Below are 25,336 nucleotides of genomic sequence, written 5' to 3'. Positions count from 1 at the left end.
GCAGGAGTCTGTGGCCCGTCGTCAGCGACGACGCGGGCTGCTGAGGGCGGGCGGTGACGCGTCAGTTCTTGACGAGCACAGTCGCAAGGGCGGATAGCACGGAATTGACCTGGGCTGCGTCGAAGACTGCGGGGTCGAACTGGTCGGCCGAGTCGAGGCCGAGCCATTCCAGGCGGTCTTCGTGTTCTTCGTGGGCGGGGTCGGCAAGGATCTCGATGAGGTAGTCGTACCCCCAGATGCCGCCGCAGTCCTCGGGCGGGCAGGCGCGGCGGCCGGTGAGGCATCGGGGGTAGGCGGTGTCGGCCTCCGGCGCGGTGACGTCTTCGATAAGGATGTCGTGTTCCCAGTCGTCGCCGAGGTCGTAGGTGTGGCGGAGCCGGGCGCCGGTGTGGGGTGCCACCTGGCCGAGCCGGTTGGAGGCGGCGCTGCGGATTCCCAGGTCGCGGTCGGCGACGCCGTATCGGTCCCGGCCGGTTTCGAAGGCCCACATGTGGTATTCCTCCCAGCCGAAGGCAGCCTGGATGACGTCGTGCAGCTGGCGCAAGGTGATGTCTGACGGCACCTCCAGGCGGCGCCAGATCGGAGGCCGGGAGTCCCGCAAGGCGATCTTGATCTTGTGCACGGTCTTGCCCGGTGCCGTCCGCGGGGTCTTCGCGCTCCTGCTGATCGCCATGGCGGCCATCCTGCCACCCATGCTTGCCCTGCCCTGGTGGAACGTGTCCCGCCGCCCCCAGCAATGATCAACGCGATTCATGGAGTCGAAGGGGTGGGGCGCGTGCCGGTGGCCAGTCCGTTCCAGGTGGCCTGGGATGGTGAACAGCGCAAAATACTGGAGGAGTTAACGCGGTCACGGACCGCGCCGTTGCGCCGGATGCAGCGGGCTCGGGCCGCACTGGCCTATGCGGACGGTGGTGCGAATGCGGTTGTCGCCCGCGCCCTTGGCGTGCATTTGGACACCGTGCGGCGCTGGCGCAAGCGGTTCGCCGCCGACGGCCTGGCCGCGCTGGAGGACCGGCCCCGGCCGGGTCGGCTTTCCATGCGTCTCATCCGTCGGTCGGCGAAGTCTCGGAGGGTGGCTGTGCCGAAGCGGACGATCCAGGTGCCGCTGTTGGGTGGGTTTCCTCCAAGCGCGTCTTGAGGTCTGCTTGTGTCCTCGCCGTGGCGTTCCACGTCAACGTTTGACGCGGCTACGGACGGCCAGGACTGCCAGGCCCAGGAGGATCGGTTCGGTCACGCGGGAGGCCATCTCGATGTAGGTGCCGGCGGTGGTCAGGCCTTGCCCAGAGGAGCGAAACACCACCGAGTTGAGCGTGACGTTCAGGGCCTTCTCGAAGCGCTTGCCGGTGACCCTGAGCCCAGTTGGGTTTTTAGGATCGTTCTTCTCGATCTCGAAGGTCACTCGCCCGCCACCGGAGGGCACGATGCCGGTCGCTTCCTGCTTGGGGTCCTTATCGGGGAGCCCGAAGCCCATCAGCAGCACGATGGTTATGAGCATGGCCGCGGCGAGCCATCCAAGGGCGCGGGAGGCCCGCAGCCCGTAGCCGGACAGCAGCCAGTAGCCGTGCAACAGCCCGCGTTCGGCGCGGGTCGGGCCGGTGCGGTCATGTCGGCGCATCTCCATCTCGCCGTAGTAGAAATCCGCCGCGCCCGGCTCGTTCTTACCGTCTTCGAACGCCTTACGCAGCGCCCGATACACCGGCGCCAGCTGCGCTGGCCCGACGTACAGATCGCGGGACACCCTTGTATTCCACCCCGGGACCGCCGCCGGCTGAGTTGAGCGCCAAATGTGCTCTTCGAAGAGAGTGCGCCGCTGGGTGAACCGTACCGGGCGCCAGTGCCGCCAGTAGGTGGCAGACGGGGGGCGGTTGAAGGAGCAATCGCCCTCCAGACGAATCTGATCCAGATGCACGGTGCCGGTGAAATGGCACATGGCCAAGTTGACGTCAGAGAGGACGAGATGGGCTGCGTCTACCCCGTCCAGATACATCATCCGGACCGTGGCAGGCTCACCGATGAAAGCTGCTTCTGACAGCTCTCCGTCGGAAGATGCGAAGGGGCGGGGCTCCGTGGCGATCGTGAGAGGGTACTCGAAAACAGCCTGCGCAAAGACCACCACGGCATACCGCAGACGAAGTTCAGCGGTCGATGACCAGCGGGTTCGTCGACAATCCAGTAAGCGCGCGGCGAGCATGAGGGTCACTGGGCCTCTGAACTCCGCCCCGGACAACTTCATTTTCCCGGCACACACCAACGGTCCGAGGATCGCCAAACGCTCGAAAGTTACCCGCTCAAACGTGGCATCCTTCTGAATGGTCGCCGCTTCGAACTGAGCGACATTCTGGAAGGTCGCGTCGCCGAACTCAGCATCGCCCGTGAAGCTCGCCGATTCAAACCCAGCCTCGCCCGTGAACTTCGCCGCGCCGAACACGGCATCTCCTGTGAAATTCGTCGACCCGAATGCGGCGATGCCCTTGAAAGCCGTCGAATTGAACCATGCCCTGCCCTCGAATGTCGCCCGCAAGAATCGGGCGGTGCCGTTGAAGGTCACGGACCCGAAGTGGGCGTCGCTCTCGAAGGATGCCCACCCAAACTCGGCGTCGGCCTTGAAGGCCGCCGACGAGAACAAGGCGTCGCCCTTGCATGCCGTCAACTCGAAATGAGCGTTGCCCTTGAAGACCGTCAACGAGAAGTGGGCGTCGCCGGTGAAGTCTGACGATCCGAAGTGGGCGTCACCTGTGAAGATCGCTGCGTGGAACCAGGCGTCACTCTCGAAGGTCGCCTCTTCGAACCAGGCGTCGCCCTCAAATGTTGCAGACCCAAAGTGGGCCTCGCCCTCGAAGATCACCCCTTGGAACCAGGCGTCGCCTTCAAAAGTCGCGGACTCGAACCGAGCGGTACTAATGCGGCAGCGTCCGGTGGCAGGGTCACGGAGGGCGTCGATAAGGTCACGGAGAAGGCTTGGTGTGAAAGATGTTCCGCGATGGTCGATGCTACTGCTGGGTGTCAGGCCGGCTAGGTAGGCGTCGCGTTCGGCAGCGGCCAGGTGGGTGAGGCAGGCAGTGCGGCCAGGGACGTACGCACCCTGGCAGCCGCTCAGGTCCTCTGGGCTGCTGTCGCGGCCACAGTGTCGCCAGGCAGGCAGAGCTGAGGCCGGCTGTGGGCTTGGATGCGGCATACCCGGTGGACGACGTACCGTGTCCGCTTGGTTGCGGCCCTCCTCGCAGCGGACGGCGGGGGTGTAGGCCGACTGGCTGTGTCAGTTTCCGAGGGAGTCATTTCGGAGTGACTTCGGGAGTCATTCTGGGGCGGGCATCGTGATCAATGTCAGTGACTTTTGATGTCGCTCGGGCGCTGCGAGGCCACTCCGTCCGGTTCCAGACTTCTCCGAACAGACCCGCTCTGGCTTGCAGGAGTCGCCTCGGGCCGCTGCTTCGCGTTCGGCTCTTGCTGCCGTGAGTGAGGCTCTTGACCCTCACGTGGCGTCAGGCTGCATAGTCGGTGCCGTGGAGGATCACTGGACCGTGGGACGCGTGGCCGAGCTGGGTGGCGTGAGCGTCCGCACGCTGCATCACTATGACGAGATCGGGCTCGTTCGGCCGTCGGCGCGGACCGCGGCCGGGTACCGGGCCTATTCGGCGGGCGACGTGGAGCGGCTGCGGGAGGTGCTGGCCTATCGGCGGTTGGGCTTCGGTCTGCGGGAGGTTGCCGAACTGGTCGGTGACCCGTCCACCGACGCGGTCGCGCATCTGCGCCGACTGCGCGGCCTCCTGCTGGAGCGGCGTGATCGCGCTGACGCCATGGTGGCGGCCATTGACAGGGAACTTGAGGCACGGGCGAAGGGACTGATGGTGACACCGGAGGAGCAACTGGAGATGCTCGGTGCACGGCTGTACGACGCGATCGGCGGCGCCTACACCGCGACACGGCGTACCGAGCCGCGGATCGCCGCGCAGATCTGGGACGCGCTCGGCGACGCGCAGACGGTGCTGAACGTCGGGGCCGGCACCGGCTCTTACGAGCCTGCGGATCGCGACGTGACCGCGGTGGAGCCATCGGCGGTCATGCGGGGGCAGCGGCCTGCCGGCTCGGCGCCGTGCGTGGCCGCCGCCGCGGAGAGCCTGCCGTTCGAGGACCAGTCCTTCGACGTCGCGATGGCCGTCTCTACCGTTCACCACTGGGGGGACCCGATAGCGGGGCTGCGCGAGATGCGACGCGTGGCCCGCCGCGTGGTGGTGCTCACGTTCGACACCGACGAGCCCGGATGGCAGGACCGGTTCTGGCTCACCCGCGACTACCTGCCCGAGTTCACCGCCGTCCTCGCGGAGTTTCCCTCGCTTGCCGGCATGGCCGACGCGATCGGCGCCCGCGCTGAGCCGGTGCCCATCCCGTGGGACTGCGCTGACGGCCTGCTCGAGGCGTATTGGCGCCGACCGGGGGCGTATCTGGAGGATCACGTGCGCCGTGCGATGTCGGTGTGGACGAGGGTCGGGCCGGAGGCCGAGCAGCGGGCGGTGCGAAGCCTCAGCGATGACCTCGACTCCGGCCGGTGGGCCGAGCGCAACAGCGACCTCGCCGACCTCGACGCGGCAGATCTCGGCCTCCGCCTGCTCATAGCTTGACCCACGTCGCAGGTTCAGCGTCATGGCAGCTCCTGGACGGCCCCCTGGTTCGGCTGGTTGTCAGGTGGCTCCTCCCGTGCGGCGCCCGGTCAGCTGGCTTGGGCTTGTTCGGCTTGGGCTTTGGTGTGGGCGAGGCGATAGGACTCGGTGCCGGTCTGGATGATGGCGCCGTTGAAGGTCAGCCGGTCGACGATGGCCGCGCAGAGCCGGGGATCGGTGAACGTCTTGCTCCAGCCATCTGGGGCTGGCACTTGTTCGTTCTCGGGGATTTGTGCTGCCACCGGCCCGTATCCATCTTCTGCGGTTCTCGTTGGTTCTCGTGGTGGGACTCGGATTCTCCAGGTGCCGCCTTGACCGTTCAGGTGCGAGGAAGGTGTGCCGGTGGCCGGGACGAGACTGCAGGTCATAGCCGGAGGGGCGGCGGTTCCGCAGGAGCCGTTGAGTACGGACCCCTGGCAGTTCCAGATGATGTGCGTCGACGCGTTCGTCGCCTCGTGGCGGGCCCGCGGGTTCAGCCCGGTGACCATCGACAACGACATCGGCCTGCTGGAGCGGACGCTCAAGGCCCTGGGCCGGCCCGCATGGGAGGTGACCCCGGAGGACATCGACCGGGTCGTCGGCGACCTTGCCGTCCAGGGCCGCAAGACATCGACCCGCCGCGAGTACGTGCAGATCTTCAAGGGCTTCCACCGATTCCTCCAGGCACGTAAGGCTGTCGAGATCGAGGCCGTCTTCGGTGTCCGGCTGGTCTGTCCCATCGACGAGTTCAACGCCTCGCGGCATGTCGGTGACGACTCCCCCGCCTTGGTGCCGCCGCCGACCCCGGAACGGGTCGGCGAGTTCTTCGACTTCATGAAGCAGCGGATCGCGACCGCGCGGAAGTACGGCCCCGCCGCCCGGGACTATGCGATGTTTCGGACGCTGTATCACGCCGGGCTCCGCTCGGAAGAGGCTTCCCTGCTGGAGCAGCAGGATCTGCACTTCACCCGCGGGCCGTTCGGCAAGCTCCATGTCCGCTTCGGCAAGGGCGCCCACACGTCCGGGCCCAGGCCGCGCTGGGTGCCTATGCTCGACGGCCTGGACCTGGTGCTGCGCTGGTTCCTGGAGGACGTGCGGCCCAAGTTCCCTGATTCGCCGGTGCTGTTCGCGGACGAGTCCGGCGGCCTTCTCCATCGCGGGACGATCCGCAACCGGCTGCGCTATCTCATGCAGCTCGAAGGACGGCCTGCAGCTGAGCGGTTCAGTCCGCATGCCCTGCGCCGAGCGTGCGCGACCCCCAACTACGAACGCGGTGTCGACCTGGTGGCGATCCAGCAGATGCTCGGTCACTGGACGGTCAGCTCGACCATGAGATATGTCCGACCCTCGGCCACCTTCATCGAGGACGCCTATCAGCGGGCGGTGGCCAGCACGCTCGCCGAACTGACCGGGAAGGAGCCCACGGAATGAAGATCCAATGGCGTCTGCGGATGGCCGCCGCTCAGCGCGAGGTCTGGACCGGCAGCGAACTGCGTCGGCTGCTGGCCGAGAAGGCCGGCCTGGAGCTCTCCTCGGCGTCGGTGTCCGCGCTGTTCACCAAGGAACCCTCCCAGGTGAAGATGACGACCCTGGCCGCGTTGTGCACCGCGCTGGAGTGCACTCCCAACGATCTGATCGAGGTCGACACCACGCCGGTCGAACGGCCCGTCGTCCCGCCCCGTCCGGTCGCCGAGCTCCCGCGGGCCGCCTCCGCGCGCGGCCGGTCGATGCCACCCATGTGACAGGCGGCCGAGGTGGGCAAGAAGCAGCGGGACTGCGTCACGTGCGGTCCACGATTCCCTCGACGATTTTCATCAGTCGATCTCCCGTCTGATCGATGCTTCCGTTCTGTGTGCTGACCTGCGCTCCTTCGAGTACGAAGGTGATCTCGGCCGCGGCCTGTCCGGGGTCGGACATCTGGGCTTCGGTGCACATGCCGATCAGCCTGCGGGTCTGGTGGGCCTTGTGGTCCTCGATCACTTGCCGTGCCGGATGAAGGCGGTCGGGAAGTTCAGCGAGGGAGTTGATGAACGGGCAGCCCCTGTATGAGATGGCCGGCAGCCCCGCGGCGATGAAGCGGGCCAGGCCCAGAATCTGCTCCTCGGGCAGGTCGGGGTATTCGGTTTCCACCCGGTCGAAGGCCGCCTGATAGTCCGCGGCGACGATCCGCAGCCACTCCGCGACCAGTGCGTCTTTGGTCTCGAAGTGCCGGTAGATCGCCATTTTGGTGGTCTCGGCCTTGTCGGCGATCGCCTGGACCCCCACCTGCCGGATCCCTTCCCTTTGGAAGAGCTCTTCGGCCGCGTCGAGAATGCGCTCACGAGGCGGCAGCTTCGCCACTCTGCTTGGCCTTCTGAGGGTCGATGCCATGACTACTCCGTCACTCCGGTCGATCGCGCGGTTCACAACCTCTCTCACGGTACCAGTCAGACCCCTTCGATACCGTAGGGTATCTATCGATACTAAAGGGTATCTTTCTTGTTCGGGAGTGACAGTGAGAGTTTCTGAGTACGTACGCTTTGACGCGGTCGGGCTGGCGGAGCTGGTGGCCAAGGGCGAGGTACTTCCCGCCGAACTGGAGGCAGCCGCACGCAAGGCTGTACAGGTAGTTAATCCGCGGATCAACGCCGTCGTGGAGACTTGGCTGATCGACGACGAACCTGTCCCCGGCAGCACACCACTGGCCGGCGTCCCTTTTCTGATCAAAGACATCGCGGTGGCCATGGCCGGGAGGCGGATGGAGTTGGGAAGCCGTCTGGCGGCCGGTAACGTCGCCGGCGCCGACTCCTCGCTGATGCAGCGCTTCAGGCGCGCGGGCCTCATGACGTTCGGGCGCACCGCGACACCGGAGATGGCCTATGGCATCTCGACGGAATCAGCGTTGTACGGCGCGACCCACAACCCGTGGGACCTGGAACGCAGCGCGGGTGGATCCAGTGGAGGCGCGGCCGGCGCTGTCGCCGCCGGGGTGGTCCCGGTCGCCCATGGCACTGACGCCGCCGGATCGCTCCGTATCCCCGCCGCCTACAACGGCGTTTTCGGGATCAAGCCCACCCGTGGCCGGGTCTCCATGGGACCCGACGTCGACGAGGTCTTCAACGGCCTGGCCGTGCACGGCAGCGTCAGCCGCACCGTACGCGACAGTGCGGTACTGCTCGACCAGATACGCGGCCCGGAATCGGGCGACCCCTACTTCGCCCAGCAGCCGTCGCGGCCGTACGCGGAGGAAGTCACCCGTCATCCGGGCTCGTTGCGGATCGGTGTCCTCACCCAGGCGTGGGGCGGACGCCGTACTACCGCCCCGGTGACCGATGCCCTCTCCCACACCGTACGGTTGCTTGAATCCCTCGGTCACCAGGTGGAGGAGGCCGAGGTCGACCTCGGCGCCGACTGGGAGGAATTCGTCCTGGCCAACGCCCGGCTAATGACGGTGAACCTCACCACCCTGGTCGACGAGCTGGCCGCCGCCTTCGACCGTCCCGTCGACTCCTCGACCCTTGAGCCGACGACCCTCGCCGGCTACCACTACGGGCAGCAGGTCGGCGGCGTGCAGTTCCTCACCGCTCTCGCGATGCGAAACCGGGTGTCCCGAAGCCTGGCGCGGTACTTCGACGAGTACGACATCCTCCTCACGCCGACCCTGCCGGAGCCTCCCGTGCTTCTGGGCACCCATACCGAGGGTGCGGAGACACTAGACGGTCTCGGCTGGATCGAGCGCATCAATGACCTGTCGCCATTCACCATGCCGTTCAACATGGCGGGCACGCCCGCCATGTCCGTACCTGTGACGGCCGACGCCGGGACGGGGCTCCCGGTCGGTATGCAGTTCGCCGCCGGATATGGCCTTGAAAGCCGGCTCTTCCGCCTCGCCGGACAACTCGAACAGGCAAGTCCGTGGTCAGGCCGAACCCCCACCGTATGGGCAGGGAACCACCGAGGCCGCTGAAGAACGCTCCTGGCACGCTACAGAGAGACATCGACGGACTCCTGTCGGTCTCAGAACCAAGAATTCTCGCGGCGCACGGGACAGATGCCCTCAATACCGAGGCGAAGCCGCGGGTATGCCGACCTCGACGATCTGGGGCGGCCCTCGTGGTCGGTGACCTTCGCTAGGAAGGCGTTGCTGTCGAATCCCTTGTCCCACAGCACCAGCATGTCCGGCCGCAGCAGGTGCAGCAGCCGGCCGGCGTAGCTTGTCTCGCCCTCGGCGGTGGGGCCGAACACCGCGCCGACCAGGGCCCGGGTGCCGGTCTCGATCAGCGTCATCAACTCCAGCGTCGGATAGCCGTGATGCGAAGTCCTGCCCAGCCAGGCCCGGTTCCGTTCGGAATCGGGAACTCTCAGCGAACTGCAGCCGTCGAACGACACCATCCGGTAGGGGCCGAACCGCGCCCCTGGCGTCGTCGGTCGAGCCAGCAGCCCGGCCAGCACCTCGAACAACGCCTGCACCGGCGCGCTGCCAATCCGTCGGCGCAGGTCGCGTAACGCCTTCGCCGACGGACAGACCACCGGCATCCCGGACAGACCCGCGGTCAGCTTGTCCCAGACCAGCCGGTAGCCGACCTCGGGGAACAGGCACATCGCCAGCAGGAAGTAGACGCCGACCCGCGACGGCAGGGGCCTTGACCCTTGATCTTGGACACACGAGACACTGGATCCTGAGGATCTGAGAACGGACATCTCGTGGTCATGAAGCACTACCCGCCGGAGTTCAAGGCGGACGCGGTCGCGCTGTACCAGTCGCGCCCTGGAGCGACGATCAGACAGGTCGCCGCTGATCTGGGAGTCAACCCGGAGACGCTGCGTAACTGGGTTCGGGCGGCCGGGGCGAACCGGCCGAGGGGGCGCCGGGCGGAGATAGCCGCGGAGCCGCCCACGCCGCTGGAGGCGGAGAACGCGGCCCTGCGCAGGAAGGTCCGCGAACTGGAGGAGGAACGCGAGATCCTGCGGAAGGCGGCGAAGTATTTCGCCGGGGAGACGCGCTGGTGAACCGCTTCCAGTTCGTCGCCGACCACCAGCGCCGCTTCGGCGTGAAGCGGCTGTGCACCATCCTCAACATCGCCCGCTCGAGCTTCTATTACTGGCGCGACACCTCGGCCGCGAGGGCGGCCCGCCAGGCAGCCGACGCGAAGCTCGCCGCGCGGATACGCACCATCCACCACAGCTCGGACGGCACCTATGGCGTCCCGAGGATCACCGCCGAGCTCCGCGAGAACGGCGAGCGGATCAACCACAAACGTGTCGCCCGCCTCATGCAGACCATCGGACTCGCCGGACTGCGGCTGCGCAGGAAGCACCGCACCACCATCACGGATCCGACCGCCGCGAAGGCAGCAGACCTCATCGGCCGCGACTTCACCGCCGCGGAGGTGAATACGAAGTACGTCGGGGACATCACCTACCTCCCGCTGACCGGCGGGAAGTTCCTGTATCTGGCCACGGTCATCGACCTCGCCTCCCGGCGTCTGGCCGGCTGGGCGATCGCCGACCACATGCGCGCCGAACTGGTCACCAACGCCCTGGCCGCCGCGGAACGGTGCCGCGGCAGCCTGGCCGGCGCGGTGATGCACACCGACCACGGCGCCCAATACACGAGCAGGGCGTTCGCCGACGTCTGTCGCCGGGCGGGCGTGATGCAGAGCATGAGCGCCATCGGCAGCTCGGCGGACAACGCACTCGCCGAGTCCTTCAACGCCACCTGCAAGCGGGAGACACTCCAGGGCCGCGGTTCCTCGCGTCCCGCACGACGTCCTTGCGGAACTCTTCCGGATAAGGCTTGGGCACAGCGACATCCTTCCCACCCACCCCACAGGGCAAGCCAGTTCAGATGTCACCCGATCATGCGGCAGACCCCATCGCCTACGAGACAGCGCTCAACTCAACATCAACTACCCTGACCCCAGCCGCATAGCCCGTGTCCAAGATTCCGGGCCAAGGCCCCAGGTCACGCAGCCGTCGCTGTACCGCCCTCGTCTCCGCAAGGACCGTGTCCACGAGCTCGAAGGGCACGACGGCAGTCAACTCACCCAGATGCCCGGGTGCGAACCGGCCAGCGGCCACAGTGACCGTACGGGTGATAGTCGTCAGCGCAGACGGCAGGACACAATGACCGGGCAACGGAGCTCCTTCGGGACAAGCTGTCTTGGTCGACTGCCTGTACCAACGAGCTCCGTTGCTCTGCCTCGAGAATCCCGCAACTTCCTTGCGTGACCTGCGGAAACGCTAACTACCCGGACTTGGGCCAAGGCCCGCTGGGCTCATCACCACCATCAGGCACCGCAACACACGGCTGCACAGCCCAAGCCAGCTAGGCCTCAGCCTTTTGAACCACACGTCAGACTGAGCGGGCACCGACCTCCAGTCGGCCCTGCTCGATCCCGTCGCCCGTCGCCCGCTATGGCTACGTGCCACTCTCTCTGTGGTGACGGGTCCTGGGTTTCTCATAAACCCCAGGCCGGGATCGCACCGACCGCACGCCGCGTCGGCTTCACCTTCACCTGCCTGATGTCCGTCCCCATACCGGTCCAACGAACCGTCACCCAGGCCGTTACCAGCGCCCAGGATCAGAATCAGCCTCTTATGCAGCTTGCCGCCCGGGGTCGGATCAGACTTTCCAGGAGCGCAGCTGGTCGGCAACGGCAAGGACGCCGAGGCGGGTGTCGCGGATCTTGCGGACGAGGTCGGACAGGGCGCCGTAGGGCGGGTCGATGCCTTCGCCGCACTGGTCCATGTACTGGGCGGCGATGAACGCGGCGAACAGGCTGTTGCGGTGCGGGAGCGGCTCCAGACGCACGATCGTGTGCATCAGCGCGGCCGCACGCCACGCAGCATCCGGGTCGGATGCCGCGAGGGTCGGCATTCTGGTCTTGTGGCGGGCGACAGCGGCCACCAGCGCGGAGTAGTCCGAGACCGACATGTCCTCCCGGGCCAGGGCAGCCTCCTGGACATCGAGCAGCCAGGCAACGTCGATGTGGAAGTGCATCAGGCGGCTGCGGCCCCGTCCCGCTCGGAGGGCGGCACCTCGTCGGGGAACGCGTCGTCGAACTCGCCGCGCAGCTTGTCGGCCCACCCGGTGGCGCCGGCGACGAACTGCTTGCGCTGCATCTCACGGACGCCCAGGTCGTGCAGGTACTGCTTGAGGCTCTTGCCGTCGGCCGCCGCGGCCGCGCGCACGCCCTCGAGTTCCTCGTCGGTGAAGGACACATTCAGCGATGGCATACCCCGATGGTACCTATTTGGTGCCATGCGATGCGAGGCCTCAGGTCGAATGCCGGACTGTGGTCGAGATAGCTGTCACTTGGCCGCGGTAACTGTCACAGGCGGCGGTGTATTGCCCCGCTTGTGTTCAGGACGCGGTGCTCAGCGGTTCTGTTGATCGGCGGTGCTGGGCCTGCTGGTGGGCGCGGGTTTCTCAGTGGCCGCCCAGGTAGCGAGGAGTTGCAGGGCGTCGTACTCGGGGGTGCCGGGTGCGGCGGTGTAGGCGGTAAGGGTCAGGCCGGGCTGGGCTGGCAGTTCCATGGCGTCGAAGTCGGGGGTGAGGTCGCCGACGGCGGGGTGGTGGAAGGATTTGCGGCCGGTGTGGTGCAGGCGCACGTTGTGCTTGGCCCAGGCAATGCGGAAGTCCTCGCTGCGGGTGACGAGCTCGCCGACGAGCCCGGTCAGGTCGTTGTCATGCGGAGCGCGTCCAGCTTCGGTGCGCAGCAGGGAGACGGTGGTGTTCACGGACTGGTCCCAGTCGGGAAAGAAGTCCCGGCCGCGGGGATCGAGGAACTGGAAGCGGGCGATGTTGGGCGGCCGCCGGGCGTCGTTGTCGTACAGGGGCGCGTACAGGGCGCGGCCCAGGGGGTTGGCGGCGAGAATGTCGAGGCGGCCGTTGCGGATGAAGGCCGGGGCATCGGCCATGGAGTCCAGGACGCGCAGGACGCTGTCCGGGAGCGGGCCGCGGACGCGCTTGGGGCGGCGGGCGGGGCGTTTGGCGGCAGCGCGGGCCAGGTCGTAGAGGTGGGCGCGTTCGGCGTCGTCCAACTGGAGGGCGCCAGCAACAGAGTCGAGGACTTCCTCGGAGGCTCCGGCGATATGACCGCGCTCCAGGCGGACGTAGTAGTCGATGCTGACGCCGGCGAGCAGGGCGACTTCCTCGCGGCGCAGGCCCGGCACACGCCGGTTGCCGCCGTAGGCGGGCAGGCCGGCCTGCTGCGGGGTGATCTTGGCGCGGCGCGATGCCAGGAATTCGCGGATGTCGCTCTCGGTGCTCACGCATTCCAGGCTAAGCCGGACGGGGCATGCGTGGGGGGCCTGTCAGTACCTGTGAAGCCAGGCCCTCCCTGACCCTCGTGATCTGCGGTTTCCTCGATGGTGTCAGCAGATGCGGCCCCTGCTCGACCGTAGCTCCCTCGTGCGGGGTGCTCTCCGGTCCCGGGTGGCCGACAGTGGCAATGCCGCATCTTCGCGTCCCCGCCATCACAAGGAGTCACCTCATGGTGAAGCAGTCCGCACCGCAGGAGCTGGCCGGTATCGCGCCGAAGCTGGTCGAGGTCACCAACGAGGTTCTGTTCCAGGACGTGTGGGAGCGCCCCGGGCTCTCCCCGCGGGACCGCAGCCTGGTCACGGTCAGTGTGCTGGCCGCTCTCTACCGCAGCGAGCAGCTGCCGTACCACCTGGGTGTGGCGCTGGACAAAGGGCTCACGGTCCAGGAGCTGTCCGAGGCGATCACGCACCTGGCGTTCTACGCCGGATGGCCCAACGCCATGACGGCGATCACCCTGCTGAAGAAGATCACGGACGAGCGCTCCGCCTGATCCCCCGGCGCGAGCAGCACCAAGGAAGAGGAACAAGATGGCTGGCAACGGATTCGACCAGGTCTTCCCGCTCGGCGAGAAGAACGACGCCTTCGCGCAGTACTTCATCGGCCAGAGCTATCTGGCTCCGCTCACCTCGGGCAGCGTTCCCGTCATGAACGTCTCCTTCGAGCCGAGCTGCCGCAACAACTGGCACATCCACCACGGCACGAACGGCGGCGGTGACCAGATCCTGCTGTGCACGGCGGGCAGCGGCTGGTACCAGGCCGAGGGCGAGGACCCCATCAGCATGGAGCCGGGCACCGTGATCCGCGTCCCCGCAGGCACGAAGCACTGGCACGGCGCGAAGGCCGACGCGTGGTTCTCCCACCTCGCCTTCATCACCCCGGGTGAAGGTGTCAGCAACGAATGGCTGGAGCCCGTCACCGACGAGGTGTACGGCAAGCTGCCCAAGAACGGAGCGAACGCATGACCGTCCTGGACGAGACCTACACGCTGTCGAACGGCGTCGAGATCCCCAGGCTAGGGCTCGGCACCTGGTTCATCAACGACGACAAGGCGGCCGACGCGGTCCGCGCGGCCGTGCAGATCGGCTACCGCAATATCGACACCGCCCAGGCCTACGGCAACGAGCGCGGCGTCGGCGAGGGCGTACGCACCTCCGGCGTGCCGCGCGAGGAGCTGTTCGTCTCGACCAAGCTCGCCGCGGAGATCAAGGACTACGACCAAGCGGTGGCCGCGATCGACGGCTCCTTGGAGAAACTGGGCCTGGACCACGTCGACCTGATGCTGATCCACAGCCCGCAGCCGTGGGACGATTTCCGCGGCGGCGACTACGCCCAGGGCAACCGCGCCGCGTGGCGCGCGCTGGAGGAGGCCCACCAGGCCGGGAAGATCCGGGCCATCGGCGTCTCCAACTTCCAGCAGCACGACCTGGAAAACATCCTTGAGGACGCGACCGTCGTCCCGCACGTGAACCAGCTGCTCGTCCACGCCGGGAACACCCCCGGCGAGCTGCTGGCCTAGAACTCCTAACGGAATGAGGCGGGGACAACCTGCTTGTGCCCGTTGATCTGGTTCGGAGACCCTGAGCTCTGACAGATGTGAGCGGACAGGACAGAGGGCGCAGGGTGGAACTGATCAGCCTCTCGGATGGCGATAACAGCTTCCGGGTGCGTGTGCTGGGGCGTAGGTCGCCGGGCGTGCTGCATCTTCACGACCAGCTCGACGCAGAGGTCATTGTGACCAGCAGTTTCGTCGGCGGGCGGATGGCCATGTCCCTGTTCCCTTCCGACCTGGAGAAGTGGTCCCGTGCTCTGGACCTGCTTGCTGCCGGTCAGGACATCTGCTGGAGGGACGACGACCACAGCCCCGAGATCAAGATCCAGCCGTACAACGAGGAGCATGAGGCTGTCGCTGTCCTTGTAGAAGATCTGGGCAGTTCGTGCGTCTCCGTGTTTCTTCCCCTGAGTCTTGAAGAGGGCTGGATCGACGAACAGCGGGAGCTACTCGGGCAGGTGCTGCAGGAGTGGCCGAGCGAAGTGCTGGAGTCTTCACCGGGTGCCTATGAGTGGCGGCGCTGAACTGCGGCCAGGCGCCGCCGGCAGAGGAGTGCGCATCCGAGGGTGAGGAAGGCTTCGTGGATGTCGTCGCGTATCTCCCAGCGGATCCGCAGGCGGCGGAACCAGTGCAGGTGGGCGAACATGCGCTCCACGACCCCGCGTTGAGTGCCCAGGCCGGAGCCATGCTCGGTACCGCGGCGGGCGATCAACGGCTTTACGCCGAGGCCCCAGACGAGACGGCGGTACTTGTCGTGGTCGTAGCCGCGGTCGGCCAGTAGTACGTCCGGGCGGCGCCGCGGCCGGCCGCGCTTGCCCCGCACGGACGGCACGGCCTGGAGGAGTGGGATCAGCTGGGTGACGTCGTTGCGGTTGCCGCCGGTCAACGTGGCGGCGAGGGGGATGCCGGTGGCGTCGGTGATCAGGTGATGCTTGCTGCCCGTCCTGCCCCGGTCGACGGGGCTTCGTCCGGTCTTGGAGCCCCCTTTAACGCCCGGATATGGGAACCGTCGACCGCTGCCCGGGAGAAGTCCAGAGCATTCGCGCCGCGGAGCTTGGCGAGGAGGGCCTCGTGCAGTCGCGGCCACACTTCGGCCTCGGTCCACTCAGCCAGTCGGCGCCAGCAGGTCATGCCCGAGCCGAAGCCCAGTTCCTGCGGCAGGTGCTCTTAGTAGATGGCCGCCCCTGCGACTTGCCTGGATGCGTCGTGAGCGCGATTCCGTAGGCGTCGATTCGCCCAGCTGATCCCCGCATCGGGTTTGCGTCGGCACAGGGAGGCGGGCGGTGGGGCGGTTCATCGGTTTGGACATCCACCGTGACTTCGCGCAGGTCGCAGTGGTCGAGGACAGGCTGGTCACGGACTGGGGCCAGGTGGATTGCCGACCGCAGTCGCTGCGGGAGTTCGCCGCCGGGCTGCGTCCAGACGACCAGGAGGCGCTGGAGGCCACCGGCAACGCGAGCGCGGTGGCGGTGCTGTTGGAGCCGCACGTGGCCCGGGTGGTGATCTCCAATCCGGTCAAGACCCGGGCGATCGCCGAGGCGAAGGTCAAGACCGACAAGGTCGACGCCCGCATCCTGGCCAAGTTGCTGGCCGCTGGCTTCCTGCCGGGCACCTGGCTGCCGGACGAATGGATCAGGATGCTGCGGCGCCTCCCAAGGCGGTCAAGAAGATCACCGACGACCAGGAGCGGCTGCTGGCGTTCCACGCCTTCCCCGCCGAGCACTGGATCCACCTGCGTTCCACGGATGTAATCGTCACGGAGGCCAGGTCACGGGTCGGCGCCGGGGATGGCGGGCAGAGGGGACCTGCCGATCGGGCGCGTGGGCTGCCACTGGGCGGCCAGCAGAGCGTAGGCGCGTTCGGCCTGTTCGGCGATCTCGCGTTCGTGGCGGCGCAGTTGCTTGTTGTTGTCGTAGCCCGCCCCTCGGCGGGCGATCCGGCGTTCGGCGCCCCGCGGTCAGCTCAAGCTTGCGGCATTTGAAGGCGACCCGGCTTGGGCGGGCGAAGGCGTAGTCCTGGTCCTTGGCGACCAGGTGCCAGGCGATGACGGCGATCTTCCGGGCGACCGCGACGATCGCGATCTGCATCCCGCGCCGGGCCGCGATCCGCTGGTGCAGGGCCCGCAGCGGGCCCGGGGAGCGCAACGCGGCGAACGCGGCCTGCACCAGCATCCCGCGGGCCTTAACACAGCCGGCCTTCGTGATCCGGCCGTGGTGGGCGGGTGTCCCGCCGGACTGGCGCACCCGCGGGTTCAGGCCGAGGTAGGACACGAGCTTGTCCGCGCTGCCGAAGCGGTGGAAGTCCCCGACCGCAGCCAGCACGGTGACCGCGGTCATCGCGTCCACCCCGGGGAGGGTCATCAGGCGCCGCACGACCGGGTCGTCCAATGACTCGGCGGCCAGCCGCCGTTCCACCGCGGCGAGTTCGGCACCGTAGAAGTCGAGCTGGCGCAACAGGGCGCTCACAGTCTGCCGCTCGTCGGCCGGCGGCGTCTGATGTTCGAGCCAGGCCCGGCCGCGGGTGCCGAAGGCGTGCTGGTTTCCGGCGAGGGGTGGCGGTTGCCGTGCCAATCCAGTACGAGAACGGTGGCGTCGTCGCGGAGGTCGCCATGGCAGGCGTCGAGCACCGCGGCGGTCAGCCTTCGGACGGCTTCTCGCGGGTGCAGCGCGCGGGTGTCGTGAATGATCGAGGCCAGGTCGAGGTCCGCGGCACCACGCTCCTGCATTCCGTCGGTAAGCAGGATCAGGCGGTCTTCGGGACGCAGTTGCAGTTCCTGGAGGCGGTAGGAGGTGGGCGCCGCCACACCGAACGGCAGGTTGACGGCGAGTTCGACCTCTTCGACGATGCCCTCGCGCAGCCGCAGCGGCCGGGGGTGTCCGGCGTTGACCAGTTCACACCGACCTGTTTCGAGGTCGACGCACAACAGCTGGCCGGTGGCCAGGCCGCGGCCGTGGCTCATCAGGGCCTGGTGGGCATGGCGGGCTTGCTTGAGAGCGTCACAGCCACTGCGGCGGGCCTGGCGCAGTGCGCCGACCAACAGGGTGGCCAGCAGCGCGGAGTTGGTGTCGTGGCCCATCGCGTCCGTGATGGACAGATGCAGTGTGTCGCGGTCAAGGGTGTAGTCGTAGGTGTCGCCGCCGATGTCGTCGGCCGGGACCAGCCCGGCGGCGAGGGTGAACTGGGGCGCCTCGCAGCAGGGGGCCGAGGGAAGCAGCTGGTGTTGGATCTCCGCGGCCAGGCTCGTCTCGGTGGTCCGCCGTCCCAGATGGTACAGATCGGTGAAGCGGCGGTCCGTGACGATGATGTAAGCCAGCGCGTGTGCCGCGTCGCGGACCTGTCGCAGCACGGGGTCGTCGGCGCACTGCAAGGTCACCTCCAGGAGGCCGATGCAGTCGCCGCGGTTCGTGACCGGCGTGATGACGCGCCGGTCGCCCTGGCTGTCCGGTTCAACATGCTGGCGCTGGCTCTGCAGAACGCTGTCGTAGACGCTGCCGTGCAGGTCGACCGGTTCGGCATGGTCGGCGCCCTCACCGCCGGCCGCGGCGAGCCGTACCAGCCGCTGGCCGATGAGGTCCACGAAGAGGAAGGACACGCGCTCGGCACCGAACCGCTTCTGCAGATCGTGCGCCACCACGTCGACGGACTCACCGGGCGAAGCCGCCTCCGCAGCGGTCAGCAACTCCCCCAGTTCCAGATCTCCACTCTCCACGGCAACCTCCTATCGGTTGCCGCACCTTCTTCCCCGAGTCTCCGAATCATCACCTTCTGTGTCCATCACGCCTGGTCAGAGCAGCGGGGCGATGGGCACGGGACGCTCCTTCCTCGGCTGCGGCGCGATCGACATCATCGGTCACGCGGGAGCGCTGGAAACTCATCGGCCCTTTCTCCCACCTGCACGTCCCGTACAAGTGCACCTTCGGCTCAGGATGAGATGGCACGCTGCCGGCTCTCGCCACGAGCCCGCGTACGTGTACCGAAGCGGTCGTACAGGCCGCGGCCGGCAGTGTTGTCCGGGCGGACCAGGAGCGAGGACCACTGCGGGTTGGTGGCCTTGATCAGCTCGGAGTGGCGGCGGAAGGTGGCCCTCGGACCGCCGGGCCGAGGCGACGACGAGGCACACAGGCACAGACCGGCCCTGGGGCTATGTAGTTGGCCGTGAGGGGGTCGGTGAGGCGGTCCAGCCGCCGGTAGAGGGCCCGTACGAGGCGGGCGCAGTTCTGGACGCACTGGGCGGTGCCCGTGAGCGGTGCGGTCAGGCGCCTGTCGGCCTCGAGGAGGCGAGCCAGGTGACCCATCGTTCGATGAACTCGTCCAGGTCCCCGAGGACGAGGGGAGTGAAGGGCCAGGTCACCTGGACCATGCCCAAGGTCGGACTGACGGCGGCGCGTGATTCTTCGCCGGGTCGAGCGCGTAGGGGTTCAGGGTTCCCCTGTCGGCACGCCGCCCGATGCGCCAGAAGGCGGTCTCGAACCACTGGTACTGGTCCTTTGTCTGCGCGTCGGCGTACCAGAGGGAGTGGCTGCCAGATGGAGCAGGAGAAGGCGCACCCCCGACCACGCCAGTCTCAGCGGCGAGTCGAGCCTCGGGTCGGCGGCCGCCGCGGCAGCCGTAGGTAGCGATTCAGGAGACGTCTGGCCGACTTGGGGGCGGCGGCGTCGGCGTCAGTTCGCGGGCTCCCTGCCAGAGCGTCTCGAAGAACTCCCGGCAGCGGGCAAGGTCCTTCCGGTCTTGTTCGCCGTTGTCCAGGGACCAGCGGTCCAGCCGAGAGCCGCCAAGGATGTCCAGGAGATCACCCTCGGCCCTGTCCGGTCCGGGAGCTGCAGCACAGTCCGGGTCAGGGCGCAGATCCAGCTTGTCGTAGAGCCCCTCAGCTTGACTCTGTCGGGGATCTTGGAGTTTCCCGGTGCGGCAGCATGGTCGACGGGCATGCTCGGGTAGTTCCGCCGTCCGTTGAAGCTGTCGAGGTACCCGTTGTCCCTGCGCCCCCGTTCCGGTGAGCACGTTCCGCCTCTGACCGCGCAGATCGCCCGGGCGAGCAACCCGGGTGGCACGACGGCGATATGGGTGCGTGACCGGCTGGACGGGCTGTGGCGCGACGAGGACTTCGCCGACTGGTACCCCAGGGACGGACGTCCAGGGCTTTCGCCTGCTCAGCTGGCCACCGTCTGCGTACTGCAGTTCCTGCTCGGCCTGTCGGACCGGCAGGCCGCCGAGGCGGTCCGCTGCCGCATCGACTTCAAGTACGCCATGGCCATGGAACTGGATGATCCCGGCTTCCACCACAGCGTGCTGGCCGACTTCCGCGACCGTCTCACCGAGGACGGCCGTGCCGACCGCCTCCTCGACCTCGCACTGGCCCGCCTCAAGGAGGCCGGACTGGTGCGCGAGCGCACCACGCAGCGCACCGACTCCACCCACGTCCTGACCGCGGTGCGTGACCTGACCCGCCTGGAGCTGATCACCGAGGCGGTCCGCGCCGCACTCGAAGAAGTCGCCGGCACCTCCCCTCACCTGCTCGACGGGCTCATCGACGAGGACTGGGGGCGCCGCTACGGCCGGCCGGTCCGCCTGGGCAAGAACCCCACCAAGCCCATGACCAGGATTCTTTCCGCCGGAGACGACGGCGTCCGGCTCCTGGAACATCTCTACCGGCACGGAGCGCACCGCACGTCTGGTCCCCGCGTCCAGGCCCTGCGCCAGATCATGGTGCAGAACTACCACCGTGACGCCGCAGGACGCCTGCGCTGGCGCACCGCCGAGAAGGAAGGCGGGCCCGGGCTACCGCCCTCATCCCGGGCGATCGTCTCGCCCTACGACACCTCGGCCCGCTATGCACGGCACGGACACATCATCAGCTGGAAGGGGTTCGCCGCCCATCTGACCGAGACCTGCGCGTCCGACGGCCCCAACGTGATCACCGACGTGGCCACCACCGCGGCCACCACCCACGACAGCCAGGTCCTGCCCGGCATCCACACCCGCCTGGCCTGCCGCGGGCTGCTGCCCGCCGAGCACTTGGTCGACGCCGGCTACACCTCCCTGCCCCACCTGGAACAAGCCGCCCGTGAACACCAGGTCACCGTCTCCGGGCCGCTGAAGAGCAACCCCACGCACCAGCACCGCCGAGGCGAGGGCTTCGCCCGGGACGACTTCCACATCGACTTCGACCTTCGGCAGGTCACCTGTCCCCAGGGCCAGGTCAGCGCGGGCTGGCACGGCCCCTACCCGACATCCTCGCCTACCGCTGCCCCGCTGATCGTGGCACGGTTCACCAAGAGCCAGTGCCGTCCCTGCCCTGCCCGCACCCAGTGCACCAGCACCGCCGACAACGCCCGCACCGTGGGCTTTCCCCCGCGCGAGCTCCGCGACCTGCAACTCCGCGTCCGTGCCGAGCAGCAGACGCCCGAGTGGAAGGCCCGCTATGCGGTCCGCTCCGGAGTGGAGGGCACGGTCAACGAGTTCGCCCACGGACACGGCATGCGCCGCTGTCGCTACCGAGGACAGAGCAAAGCCCACGTCCAGCACGTCCTGACGGCCATCGCCATCAACATCGAGCGCCTCAGCGGTCTCCCACCAACCGAGAAGGCACCCCCTTCCCGACGACCGAGCGCCTTCCAGAGCTACCTCGACCGGTGCGGGATCTCCAGGCCAAAATCCTGGCGCACCCTGGGCACCTGACCTCGACAACTCCAAGATCCCCGACAGAGTCAAGCTCAGTACCTGTTTCTAAGCCTCGGTGAGCGTCTGACCATCTCAGAAATCGAACAGGCCCCAACCTCATGCGACCGGCCGTCGTTGAACGGGCTAGGAGACGACCTTGGAGGCAGGGATGGATGCCGCAGACCTGGGGATCGCGCCGACGACGGAACCGAGTTGTGAAGGCGTCCGGGACCTGATCGTGGAACTGCTTGTAGGTTCCGAATAGAGATGTCGTTGTCCAAGTGACTTGTCATCAACTTGTCGTTCGGTCCAGCCGCTAACGGGTGGCGAGTGTCCTGTCGCATCCCAGTTGGCAGATTCCCTGTGTTTCCCGTTCGCGGTGGCCGGTTCGCATTGGATCACGCTTCGGTCGCGGCGTTTGAGCCCTGTTTCGACCGTTTCGTTGATCCGCACGGCAACGGGCGTAGACAGCGACGTTCCCCGCTGCTGTCCCGTGGTCAAGGCCGGTGTTCGCGCTGACCGGTCGTCACCCGGCAGCCGAGTTCTCCTTCCGCCATCTCCACCGCCAGAGTTCTTCGGCCCGATGGTCGTGCTCGAAGCCGTCACCGAGAGGTCCCACCCGCTCGATCGCCTCGGCGGTGCGCGGGTCGTCGCGCAGGGCGAGGCCGTAGGCGGCCTCCAGACGCAGGAGTTGGTTGTCCTCGTCGAGCAGCGCTGCCAAGGCGTCGGCGACGGCGGGCGTACGGTGCCGGGAGCTGGCCAAGGCCGCCGCGGCCGCACCCCGTAGGTCGGCATCCGGGTCCTCGGTCAGTAGGAGCAACGCCTGGGTGATCTCCGGGAGGAGGAGGTCGTCGTCGTCCCGCATGCTCACCGTGCACGCCCTGAGCCGCACCTCGGCGTCCGGGTCGCGCATGAGGGTGAGCAGAGCGGCTCTGGCCGCCGGGGTGCGGGGAACGCAATCAATGGAGAGAGCGCAGGGCACTTCCCGGCGTACACGAGGGTCGGGATGGCTGGCGTAGCGAAGGCCGATGGCCTCCTGGCCCGGATGGTCGCGGTTGGTGAAGACGTCGAGCACCTTCGCGAGCATCTCAACGTCCGTTTCCTCGGCGGCCCACGCGGCCAGGAGTTCGCTCTCGTTCTTCTCGTAGTGAGAGCTGGTACCGAGGAACCCACGCATCCGCAGGAAATCCACCACGAACCGGCGATGTGACCGGTCCGGGTGGTGACGATGGGCCACCACGGCCGACCAGGTCTCGAAGCTGCGGCGCTGGGTGAGGATCCAGCAGACTGTGGACCAGTCCACATTCTCCTCACCCGGTTGCTCAACAGCGCGGGCGATCAGCTCGTCGACGGGGGTCAGAACGCGGAAGGCCCACTCCAGCGAGGTCAGGATGGCGCCGTGCCCAGCCCGCACGACGAGGCCGCCGAGCGAGACCTGATCGACCCAGTCGTACTCGCCGTCCTGAACTCGGACCGTCGCGGCCGTACCCGGCGCGCCCGTCCTGCGCCGCAGTTCCTCGGCCACGCCCGTCTCGTACCAGCTCCGGGCCAAGACGAGAAGCCGTTCACGGGCGGCCCCCGGAAGTCGCAGCCGGGGCTCCTTGCCCAGCACCGCCGAGAAGACCGCCGGGGAGCCACCGTCGATGGCGCGCCACAGCGGCGTGGTCCCGTCCGGCAGCACCCGGTCAGGATCCGCACCGCCCTCCACCAACGCCTCGGCCACCGGCTCGTCGTAAGCCGCCACCGCCACGCACAGCACCGGCAGCCCGCCCGCGTCCACCGCGTCCGGATCCGCGCCCCTGTCCAACAGATCCCGCACCGCCTCGGCGTCCCCCGCCCGAACCGCCGACCTCAGCCGACTGTCGAAATCCGCCTCGCCCACGCTTCCGTTCCCCCATCCGAATCACGTCGCCGGCCCGCCGACGAGAGCCCGCAGCTCGCCGGGGAAGCACGGCCGAGCTACGCCGCCATCTGTCGTTGACCTCCACCTCGCTCGCCCCCCACCAGTACCTCTGCCAGCCGCGAGAATCCTGCTTCCGCGAAGGCCAACTCCCCTGAGAACCGTGCCGGACAACATTCTCAAACTATCTGGCAGCCCCGCAGATCAAAGACCTGCCACCCGTCAACTCGAATGCAATGGGACAGCGAGGATCTCCTCAAGAACGAACGATGCATCCGTCGGCAGTCCGTCGCCGTCGCGAACCGCTCCGGCGCAGACGACCAGGGCGTTCCAGAGCGCCCAGCCTTGTCCACGCTCCCAGGTCGCCTCGTCGACCCCTAGCCGATCGCGGAACGCGGCCCGGCTCTTGCCTGTCAGCATCGTCCAGGCGATCGACAGATCGCAGGCCGGATCTCCGACTCCGCAGGTGCCGAAGTCGATGACGGCCGCGAGCGCACCGTCCTTCACCAGAAGGTTCCCCGAGGCCATGTCACCGTGGAACCAGACCGGCCGGCCGTCCCACGAGGCTCGCAACGCCCGTTCCCAGATCTCCTCGGCGGTCTCGGTCCGGATCAGGCCGTCCAATGTCTCCAGGGCTGCCCGGGCCCACCCGTCATAGGTCGTCAGTGGTCCGCCTCGGAACCAATTGTGCAGTCCCGGGCCCGGTCCGTCTGTCGGGTCGATCCGCTGCAGAGACACGAGGAACTCCGCAAGGTCGATGGCGAACGCCGTCGTGTCCTCGACGACGGCACGGGCCGCAGGCTCGCCACCGATCCACCGATAGACCGACCAGTCGTGCGGAAAGCCCTCATCGGGCACGCCTCTGGCCAACGGAACCGGGACCTTCCACGGCAACGCGGGTGCGAGCACCGGCAGCCACCGGTGTTCCTTCTCCACCGCCAGCGCGTACTCCCCGGCAGTCGGCAGCCGCACCAGCATCTCGTCACCGAGGCGAAAGGTGCAGTTGTCCCAACCCTGAGCATTGACCGGCCGAACCTCAAGGTCGGACCACTGCGGGAACTGCGCAGCGACCAACCTGCCCGCCACTGCGGCGTCGGCTGGTTTCCGGTCCGGCAACGGCAAAACCTCGGGCGTCTCGTTCATCGGAGGCGACCGTAGGACGCCCCATCGGATCACCACAAGCGAATTCCGATCGCCCTCAAGGGCCCATCAGCCATGTCACCGTGCTTCAAGCGCCCCGGGGCGACATCGGGTTTCAGCTGGAGATCGGCGGAATTGACTTCGAGGTCTGGGTTGAGCCCGCGTAGAGGTCTCTTCGGTGGGAGGACCGGTGCAGGTGTCGCCGTTCGGGTCGGTTCGGGCCAAGGAGATGACGCTGTCGTCGAGAACGATCAGTCCCGTGCTGCTTCTCTGGGAGCCGGCTGGCCGCTGCGGCGAGAGGTCCGGCGGGTGATGCGCCTGGTCATGATGCTGATCGCGGCCCAGGTGATCAGTGATTCAGAGTGCTGGATGAGCCGTTCGTAGTCCCGGGCATGACGGCGGGCGTGCATGATCCAGCGTCCTTCGGGCGGCTGACGGTCTTGAGGGTGAGACCAAGGCGGTCCTTCGCCCAGGTCACGAGCTTGCCCGCATAGGCGGAATCGGCCCAGGCGATCGTGATCTCGGGGTGCATCAGCCGCAGCCGGAACAGAACTTCCTTGGCCGCGTCGCGGTCGGTCATATCGGCCGGGGTGACCATCACGAACAACGGCAGGCCCTTGGTGTCCACGACCAGGTGGCGCTTGCGGCCGTTGATCTTTTTCGCGCTGTTGTAACCCCGGCTGTCCTTGCCGACGGTCTCCGCGGCCTTGACGGACTGGGAGGCGATGACGGTGGCGACCGCGCCGGGCGCCCGGCCCATCTCGCGGCGGATGCGCTTGCGGAGCTGATCACGGATCTGTCCGACGATGCCTGCCGCGGCCCAGCGGGCCATGAAGCCGTAACAGGTCCGCCAGGGCGGGAAGTCGGTGGGCAGAGCCCTCCACTTGCAGCCGGTGTCGACGACGTAGCGGATCGCGTCGACGATCTCGCGCCTCGGATGTGCCTCGGGGCGTCCCCCCTTGGGAGTCTCGCAGGCCGGAACGGGAAGCAGGGGCTGGATGAGCGCCCATTCGTCGTCGAAGGTGTCCGACGGGTAGCAGCGGTGCCGCGGCAACGTGAACCTCCCCTCGGGGAAAGGGGGTTGGGGGCCGGGCCGGGGGGGGGGGCCCCCCCCCCCGGACCACGAGAGAAATAAACCGGGG

The 25,336-nt window shown here is 67.6% G+C and carries 20 protein-coding genes and 7 pseudogenes; 12 read left to right on the top strand and 15 right to left on the bottom strand.

Features of this window, described 5'->3' with window-relative positions; all coding sequences use genetic code 11:
• Nucleotides 1-61: 61 nt before the first annotated feature.
• A complete protein-coding gene (locus tag ACFVKT_RS35880) occupies nt 62-673 on the bottom strand; it encodes a plasmid pRiA4b ORF-3 family protein (protein WP_385739608.1) in 612 nt (203 codons plus the stop codon).
• A gap of 63 nt (nt 674-736) precedes the next feature.
• Between ACFVKT_RS35880 and ACFVKT_RS35875 the strand changes: the two genes are divergently transcribed.
• Nucleotides 737-1,138 (top strand): helix-turn-helix domain-containing protein, encoded by a 402-nt coding sequence (locus ACFVKT_RS35875; RefSeq protein ID WP_385739605.1) that lies wholly within the window; start codon nt 737-739, stop codon nt 1,136-1,138.
• 33 nt (nt 1,139-1,171) lie between these two features.
• Here ACFVKT_RS35875 and ACFVKT_RS35870 read toward each other — a convergent pair whose 3' ends face one another.
• Nucleotides 1,172-3,175: a pentapeptide repeat-containing protein gene (locus ACFVKT_RS35870; protein ID WP_385739602.1), complete on the bottom strand. Its 2,004-nt coding sequence runs from the start codon at nt 3,173-3,175 to the stop codon at nt 1,172-1,174.
• A gap of 346 nt (nt 3,176-3,521) precedes the next feature.
• Between ACFVKT_RS35870 and ACFVKT_RS35865 the strand changes: the two genes are divergently transcribed.
• Nucleotides 3,522-4,619, top strand: a complete 1,098-nt coding sequence (locus ACFVKT_RS35865; protein WP_385739672.1) for a MerR family DNA-binding transcriptional regulator — start codon at nt 3,522-3,524, stop codon at nt 4,617-4,619.
• An 89-nt stretch (nt 4,620-4,708) separates the two neighbouring features.
• On the opposite strand, the pseudogene ACFVKT_RS35860 reads toward ACFVKT_RS35865, so the two are convergent.
• Nucleotides 4,709-4,855: pseudogene (locus ACFVKT_RS35860) on the bottom strand (ATP-binding protein); the annotation flags it as partial.
• Between the two features lie 145 nt (nt 4,856-5,000).
• Between ACFVKT_RS35860 and ACFVKT_RS35855 the strand changes: the two are divergent.
• Nucleotides 5,001-6,068: a tyrosine-type recombinase/integrase gene (locus tag ACFVKT_RS35855; RefSeq protein WP_385739599.1), complete on the top strand. Its 1,068-nt coding sequence runs from the start codon at nt 5,001-5,003 to the stop codon at nt 6,066-6,068.
• A complete protein-coding gene (locus tag ACFVKT_RS35850; protein WP_385739596.1) occupies nt 6,065-6,379 on the top strand; it encodes a helix-turn-helix domain-containing protein in 315 nt (104 codons plus the stop codon). Before ACFVKT_RS35855 ends, ACFVKT_RS35850 begins: the two co-directional genes overlap by 4 nt.
• Before the next feature lie 37 nt (nt 6,380-6,416).
• Here ACFVKT_RS35850 and ACFVKT_RS35845 read toward each other — a convergent pair whose 3' ends face one another.
• Entirely contained in the window at nt 6,417-7,007 is a 591-nt protein-coding gene (locus ACFVKT_RS35845) for a TetR/AcrR family transcriptional regulator (protein WP_385739594.1), read from the bottom strand.
• Between the two features lie 124 nt (nt 7,008-7,131).
• Here ACFVKT_RS35845 and ACFVKT_RS35840 point away from each other — a divergent pair, with 124 nt between their 5' ends.
• Nucleotides 7,132-8,583 (top strand): amidase, encoded by a 1,452-nt coding sequence (locus ACFVKT_RS35840; protein WP_385739591.1) that lies wholly within the window; start codon nt 7,132-7,134, stop codon nt 8,581-8,583.
• Nucleotides 8,584-8,741: 158 nt separating this feature from the next.
• Here the strand turns inward: ACFVKT_RS35840 and ACFVKT_RS35835 are convergent.
• Nucleotides 8,742-9,260: pseudogene (locus ACFVKT_RS35835) on the bottom strand (transposase domain-containing protein); the annotation flags it as partial.
• A gap of 60 nt (nt 9,261-9,320) precedes the next feature.
• On the opposite strand from ACFVKT_RS35835, the pseudogene ACFVKT_RS35830 reads away from it, so the two are divergent.
• Nucleotides 9,321-10,363 (top strand): annotated as a pseudogene (locus tag ACFVKT_RS35830) (IS3 family transposase); the annotation flags it as partial.
• 133 nt (nt 10,364-10,496) lie between these two features.
• Here ACFVKT_RS35830 and ACFVKT_RS35825 read toward each other — a convergent pair.
• The 4 genes from ACFVKT_RS35825 to ACFVKT_RS35810 all read right to left on the bottom strand — a co-directional run bounded on the left by ACFVKT_RS35825 (nt 10,497) and on the right by ACFVKT_RS35810 (nt 12,893).
• Entirely contained in the window at nt 10,497-10,697 is a 201-nt protein-coding gene (locus tag ACFVKT_RS35825; protein ID WP_385739588.1) for a transposase domain-containing protein, read from the bottom strand.
• Nucleotides 10,698-11,241: 544 nt separating this feature from the next.
• On the bottom strand, nt 11,242-11,619 hold the full coding sequence (locus ACFVKT_RS35820) for a toxin Doc (protein WP_385739586.1): 378 nt from the start codon (nt 11,617-11,619) through the stop codon (nt 11,242-11,244).
• Nucleotides 11,619-11,855: a hypothetical protein gene (locus ACFVKT_RS35815; protein WP_385739583.1), complete on the bottom strand. Its 237-nt coding sequence runs from the start codon at nt 11,853-11,855 to the stop codon at nt 11,619-11,621. The genes ACFVKT_RS35820 and ACFVKT_RS35815 overlap by 1 nt, the downstream gene beginning before the upstream one ends.
• A gap of 141 nt (nt 11,856-11,996) precedes the next feature.
• Entirely contained in the window at nt 11,997-12,893 is an 897-nt protein-coding gene (locus tag ACFVKT_RS35810; protein ID WP_385739580.1) for a helix-turn-helix transcriptional regulator, read from the bottom strand.
• Nucleotides 12,894-13,114: 221 nt separating this feature from the next.
• On the opposite strand from ACFVKT_RS35810, the gene ACFVKT_RS35805 reads away from it, so the two are divergent.
• The 4 genes and pseudogenes from ACFVKT_RS35805 to ACFVKT_RS35790 all read left to right on the top strand — a co-directional run bounded on the left by ACFVKT_RS35805 (nt 13,115) and on the right by ACFVKT_RS35790 (nt 15,018).
• The gene (locus ACFVKT_RS35805) at nt 13,115-13,435 is read left to right on the top strand and encodes a carboxymuconolactone decarboxylase family protein (RefSeq protein ID WP_385739577.1); all 321 of its coding nucleotides are present in this window, start codon (nt 13,115-13,117) and stop codon (nt 13,433-13,435) included.
• 37 nt (nt 13,436-13,472) lie between these two features.
• The gene (locus ACFVKT_RS35800; protein WP_385739574.1) at nt 13,473-13,907 is read left to right on the top strand and encodes a cupin domain-containing protein; all 435 of its coding nucleotides are present in this window, start codon (nt 13,473-13,475) and stop codon (nt 13,905-13,907) included.
• Nucleotides 13,904-14,458: pseudogene (locus tag ACFVKT_RS35795) on the top strand (aldo/keto reductase); the annotation flags it as partial. The gene ACFVKT_RS35800 and the pseudogene ACFVKT_RS35795, both read left to right, overlap by 4 nt.
• A 107-nt stretch (nt 14,459-14,565) precedes the next feature.
• Complete coding sequence (locus ACFVKT_RS35790) at nt 14,566-15,018, top strand: DUF5959 family protein (RefSeq protein WP_385739572.1); 453 nt, start codon at nt 14,566-14,568, stop codon at nt 15,016-15,018.
• Here the strand turns inward: ACFVKT_RS35790 and ACFVKT_RS35785 are convergent.
• A pseudogene (locus ACFVKT_RS35785) lies at nt 15,000-15,655 on the bottom strand (IS5 family transposase); the annotation flags it as partial. The gene ACFVKT_RS35790 and the pseudogene ACFVKT_RS35785 sit on opposite strands and share 19 nt — an antisense overlap.
• A gap of 122 nt (nt 15,656-15,777) precedes the next feature.
• On the opposite strand from ACFVKT_RS35785, the pseudogene ACFVKT_RS35780 reads away from it, so the two are divergent.
• A pseudogene (locus tag ACFVKT_RS35780) lies at nt 15,778-16,101 on the top strand (transposase); the annotation flags it as partial.
• A 147-nt stretch (nt 16,102-16,248) separates the two neighbouring features.
• Here the strand turns inward: ACFVKT_RS35780 and ACFVKT_RS35775 are convergent.
• Nucleotides 16,249-16,959 carry a transposase gene (locus tag ACFVKT_RS35775; protein ID WP_385739569.1) on the bottom strand — a complete coding sequence of 237 codons (711 nt, stop codon included), beginning with the start codon at nt 16,957-16,959 and terminating at the stop codon, nt 16,249-16,251.
• Nucleotides 16,956-18,203 carry a PP2C family protein-serine/threonine phosphatase gene (locus ACFVKT_RS35770; RefSeq protein ID WP_385739566.1) on the bottom strand — a complete coding sequence of 416 codons (1,248 nt, stop codon included), beginning with the start codon at nt 18,201-18,203 and terminating at the stop codon, nt 16,956-16,958. Before ACFVKT_RS35770 ends, ACFVKT_RS35775 begins: the two co-directional genes overlap by 4 nt.
• 1,262 nt (nt 18,204-19,465) lie before the next feature.
• Here ACFVKT_RS35770 and ACFVKT_RS35765 point away from each other — a divergent pair.
• The gene (locus ACFVKT_RS35765; RefSeq protein ID WP_385739564.1) at nt 19,466-21,172 is read left to right on the top strand and encodes an IS1182 family transposase; all 1,707 of its coding nucleotides are present in this window, start codon (nt 19,466-19,468) and stop codon (nt 21,170-21,172) included.
• A 508-nt stretch (nt 21,173-21,680) separates the two neighbouring features.
• Here the strand turns inward: ACFVKT_RS35765 and ACFVKT_RS35760 are convergent.
• From ACFVKT_RS35760 to ACFVKT_RS35750, 3 genes and pseudogenes are all read right to left on the bottom strand, one after another.
• Nucleotides 21,681-23,036 carry a HEAT repeat domain-containing protein gene (locus tag ACFVKT_RS35760; RefSeq protein WP_385739561.1) on the bottom strand — a complete coding sequence of 452 codons (1,356 nt, stop codon included), beginning with the start codon at nt 23,034-23,036 and terminating at the stop codon, nt 21,681-21,683.
• 240 nt (nt 23,037-23,276) lie between these two features.
• On the bottom strand, nt 23,277-24,197 hold the full coding sequence (locus ACFVKT_RS35755; protein ID WP_385739558.1) for an aminoglycoside phosphotransferase family protein: 921 nt from the start codon (nt 24,195-24,197) through the stop codon (nt 23,277-23,279).
• Between the two features lie 302 nt (nt 24,198-24,499).
• Nucleotides 24,500-25,248: pseudogene (locus tag ACFVKT_RS35750) on the bottom strand (IS5 family transposase); the annotation flags it as partial.
• Nucleotides 25,249-25,336: the final 88 nt, after the last annotated feature.

This window comes from Streptomyces sp. NPDC127595, from assembly GCF_042671685.1.
Classification (GTDB): Bacteria; Actinomycetota; Actinomycetes; order Streptomycetales; family Streptomycetaceae; genus Streptomyces.
The sequence above is the reverse complement of the archived record's forward strand: the minus strand, read 5'-3'. Positions and strand labels throughout refer to the sequence as shown.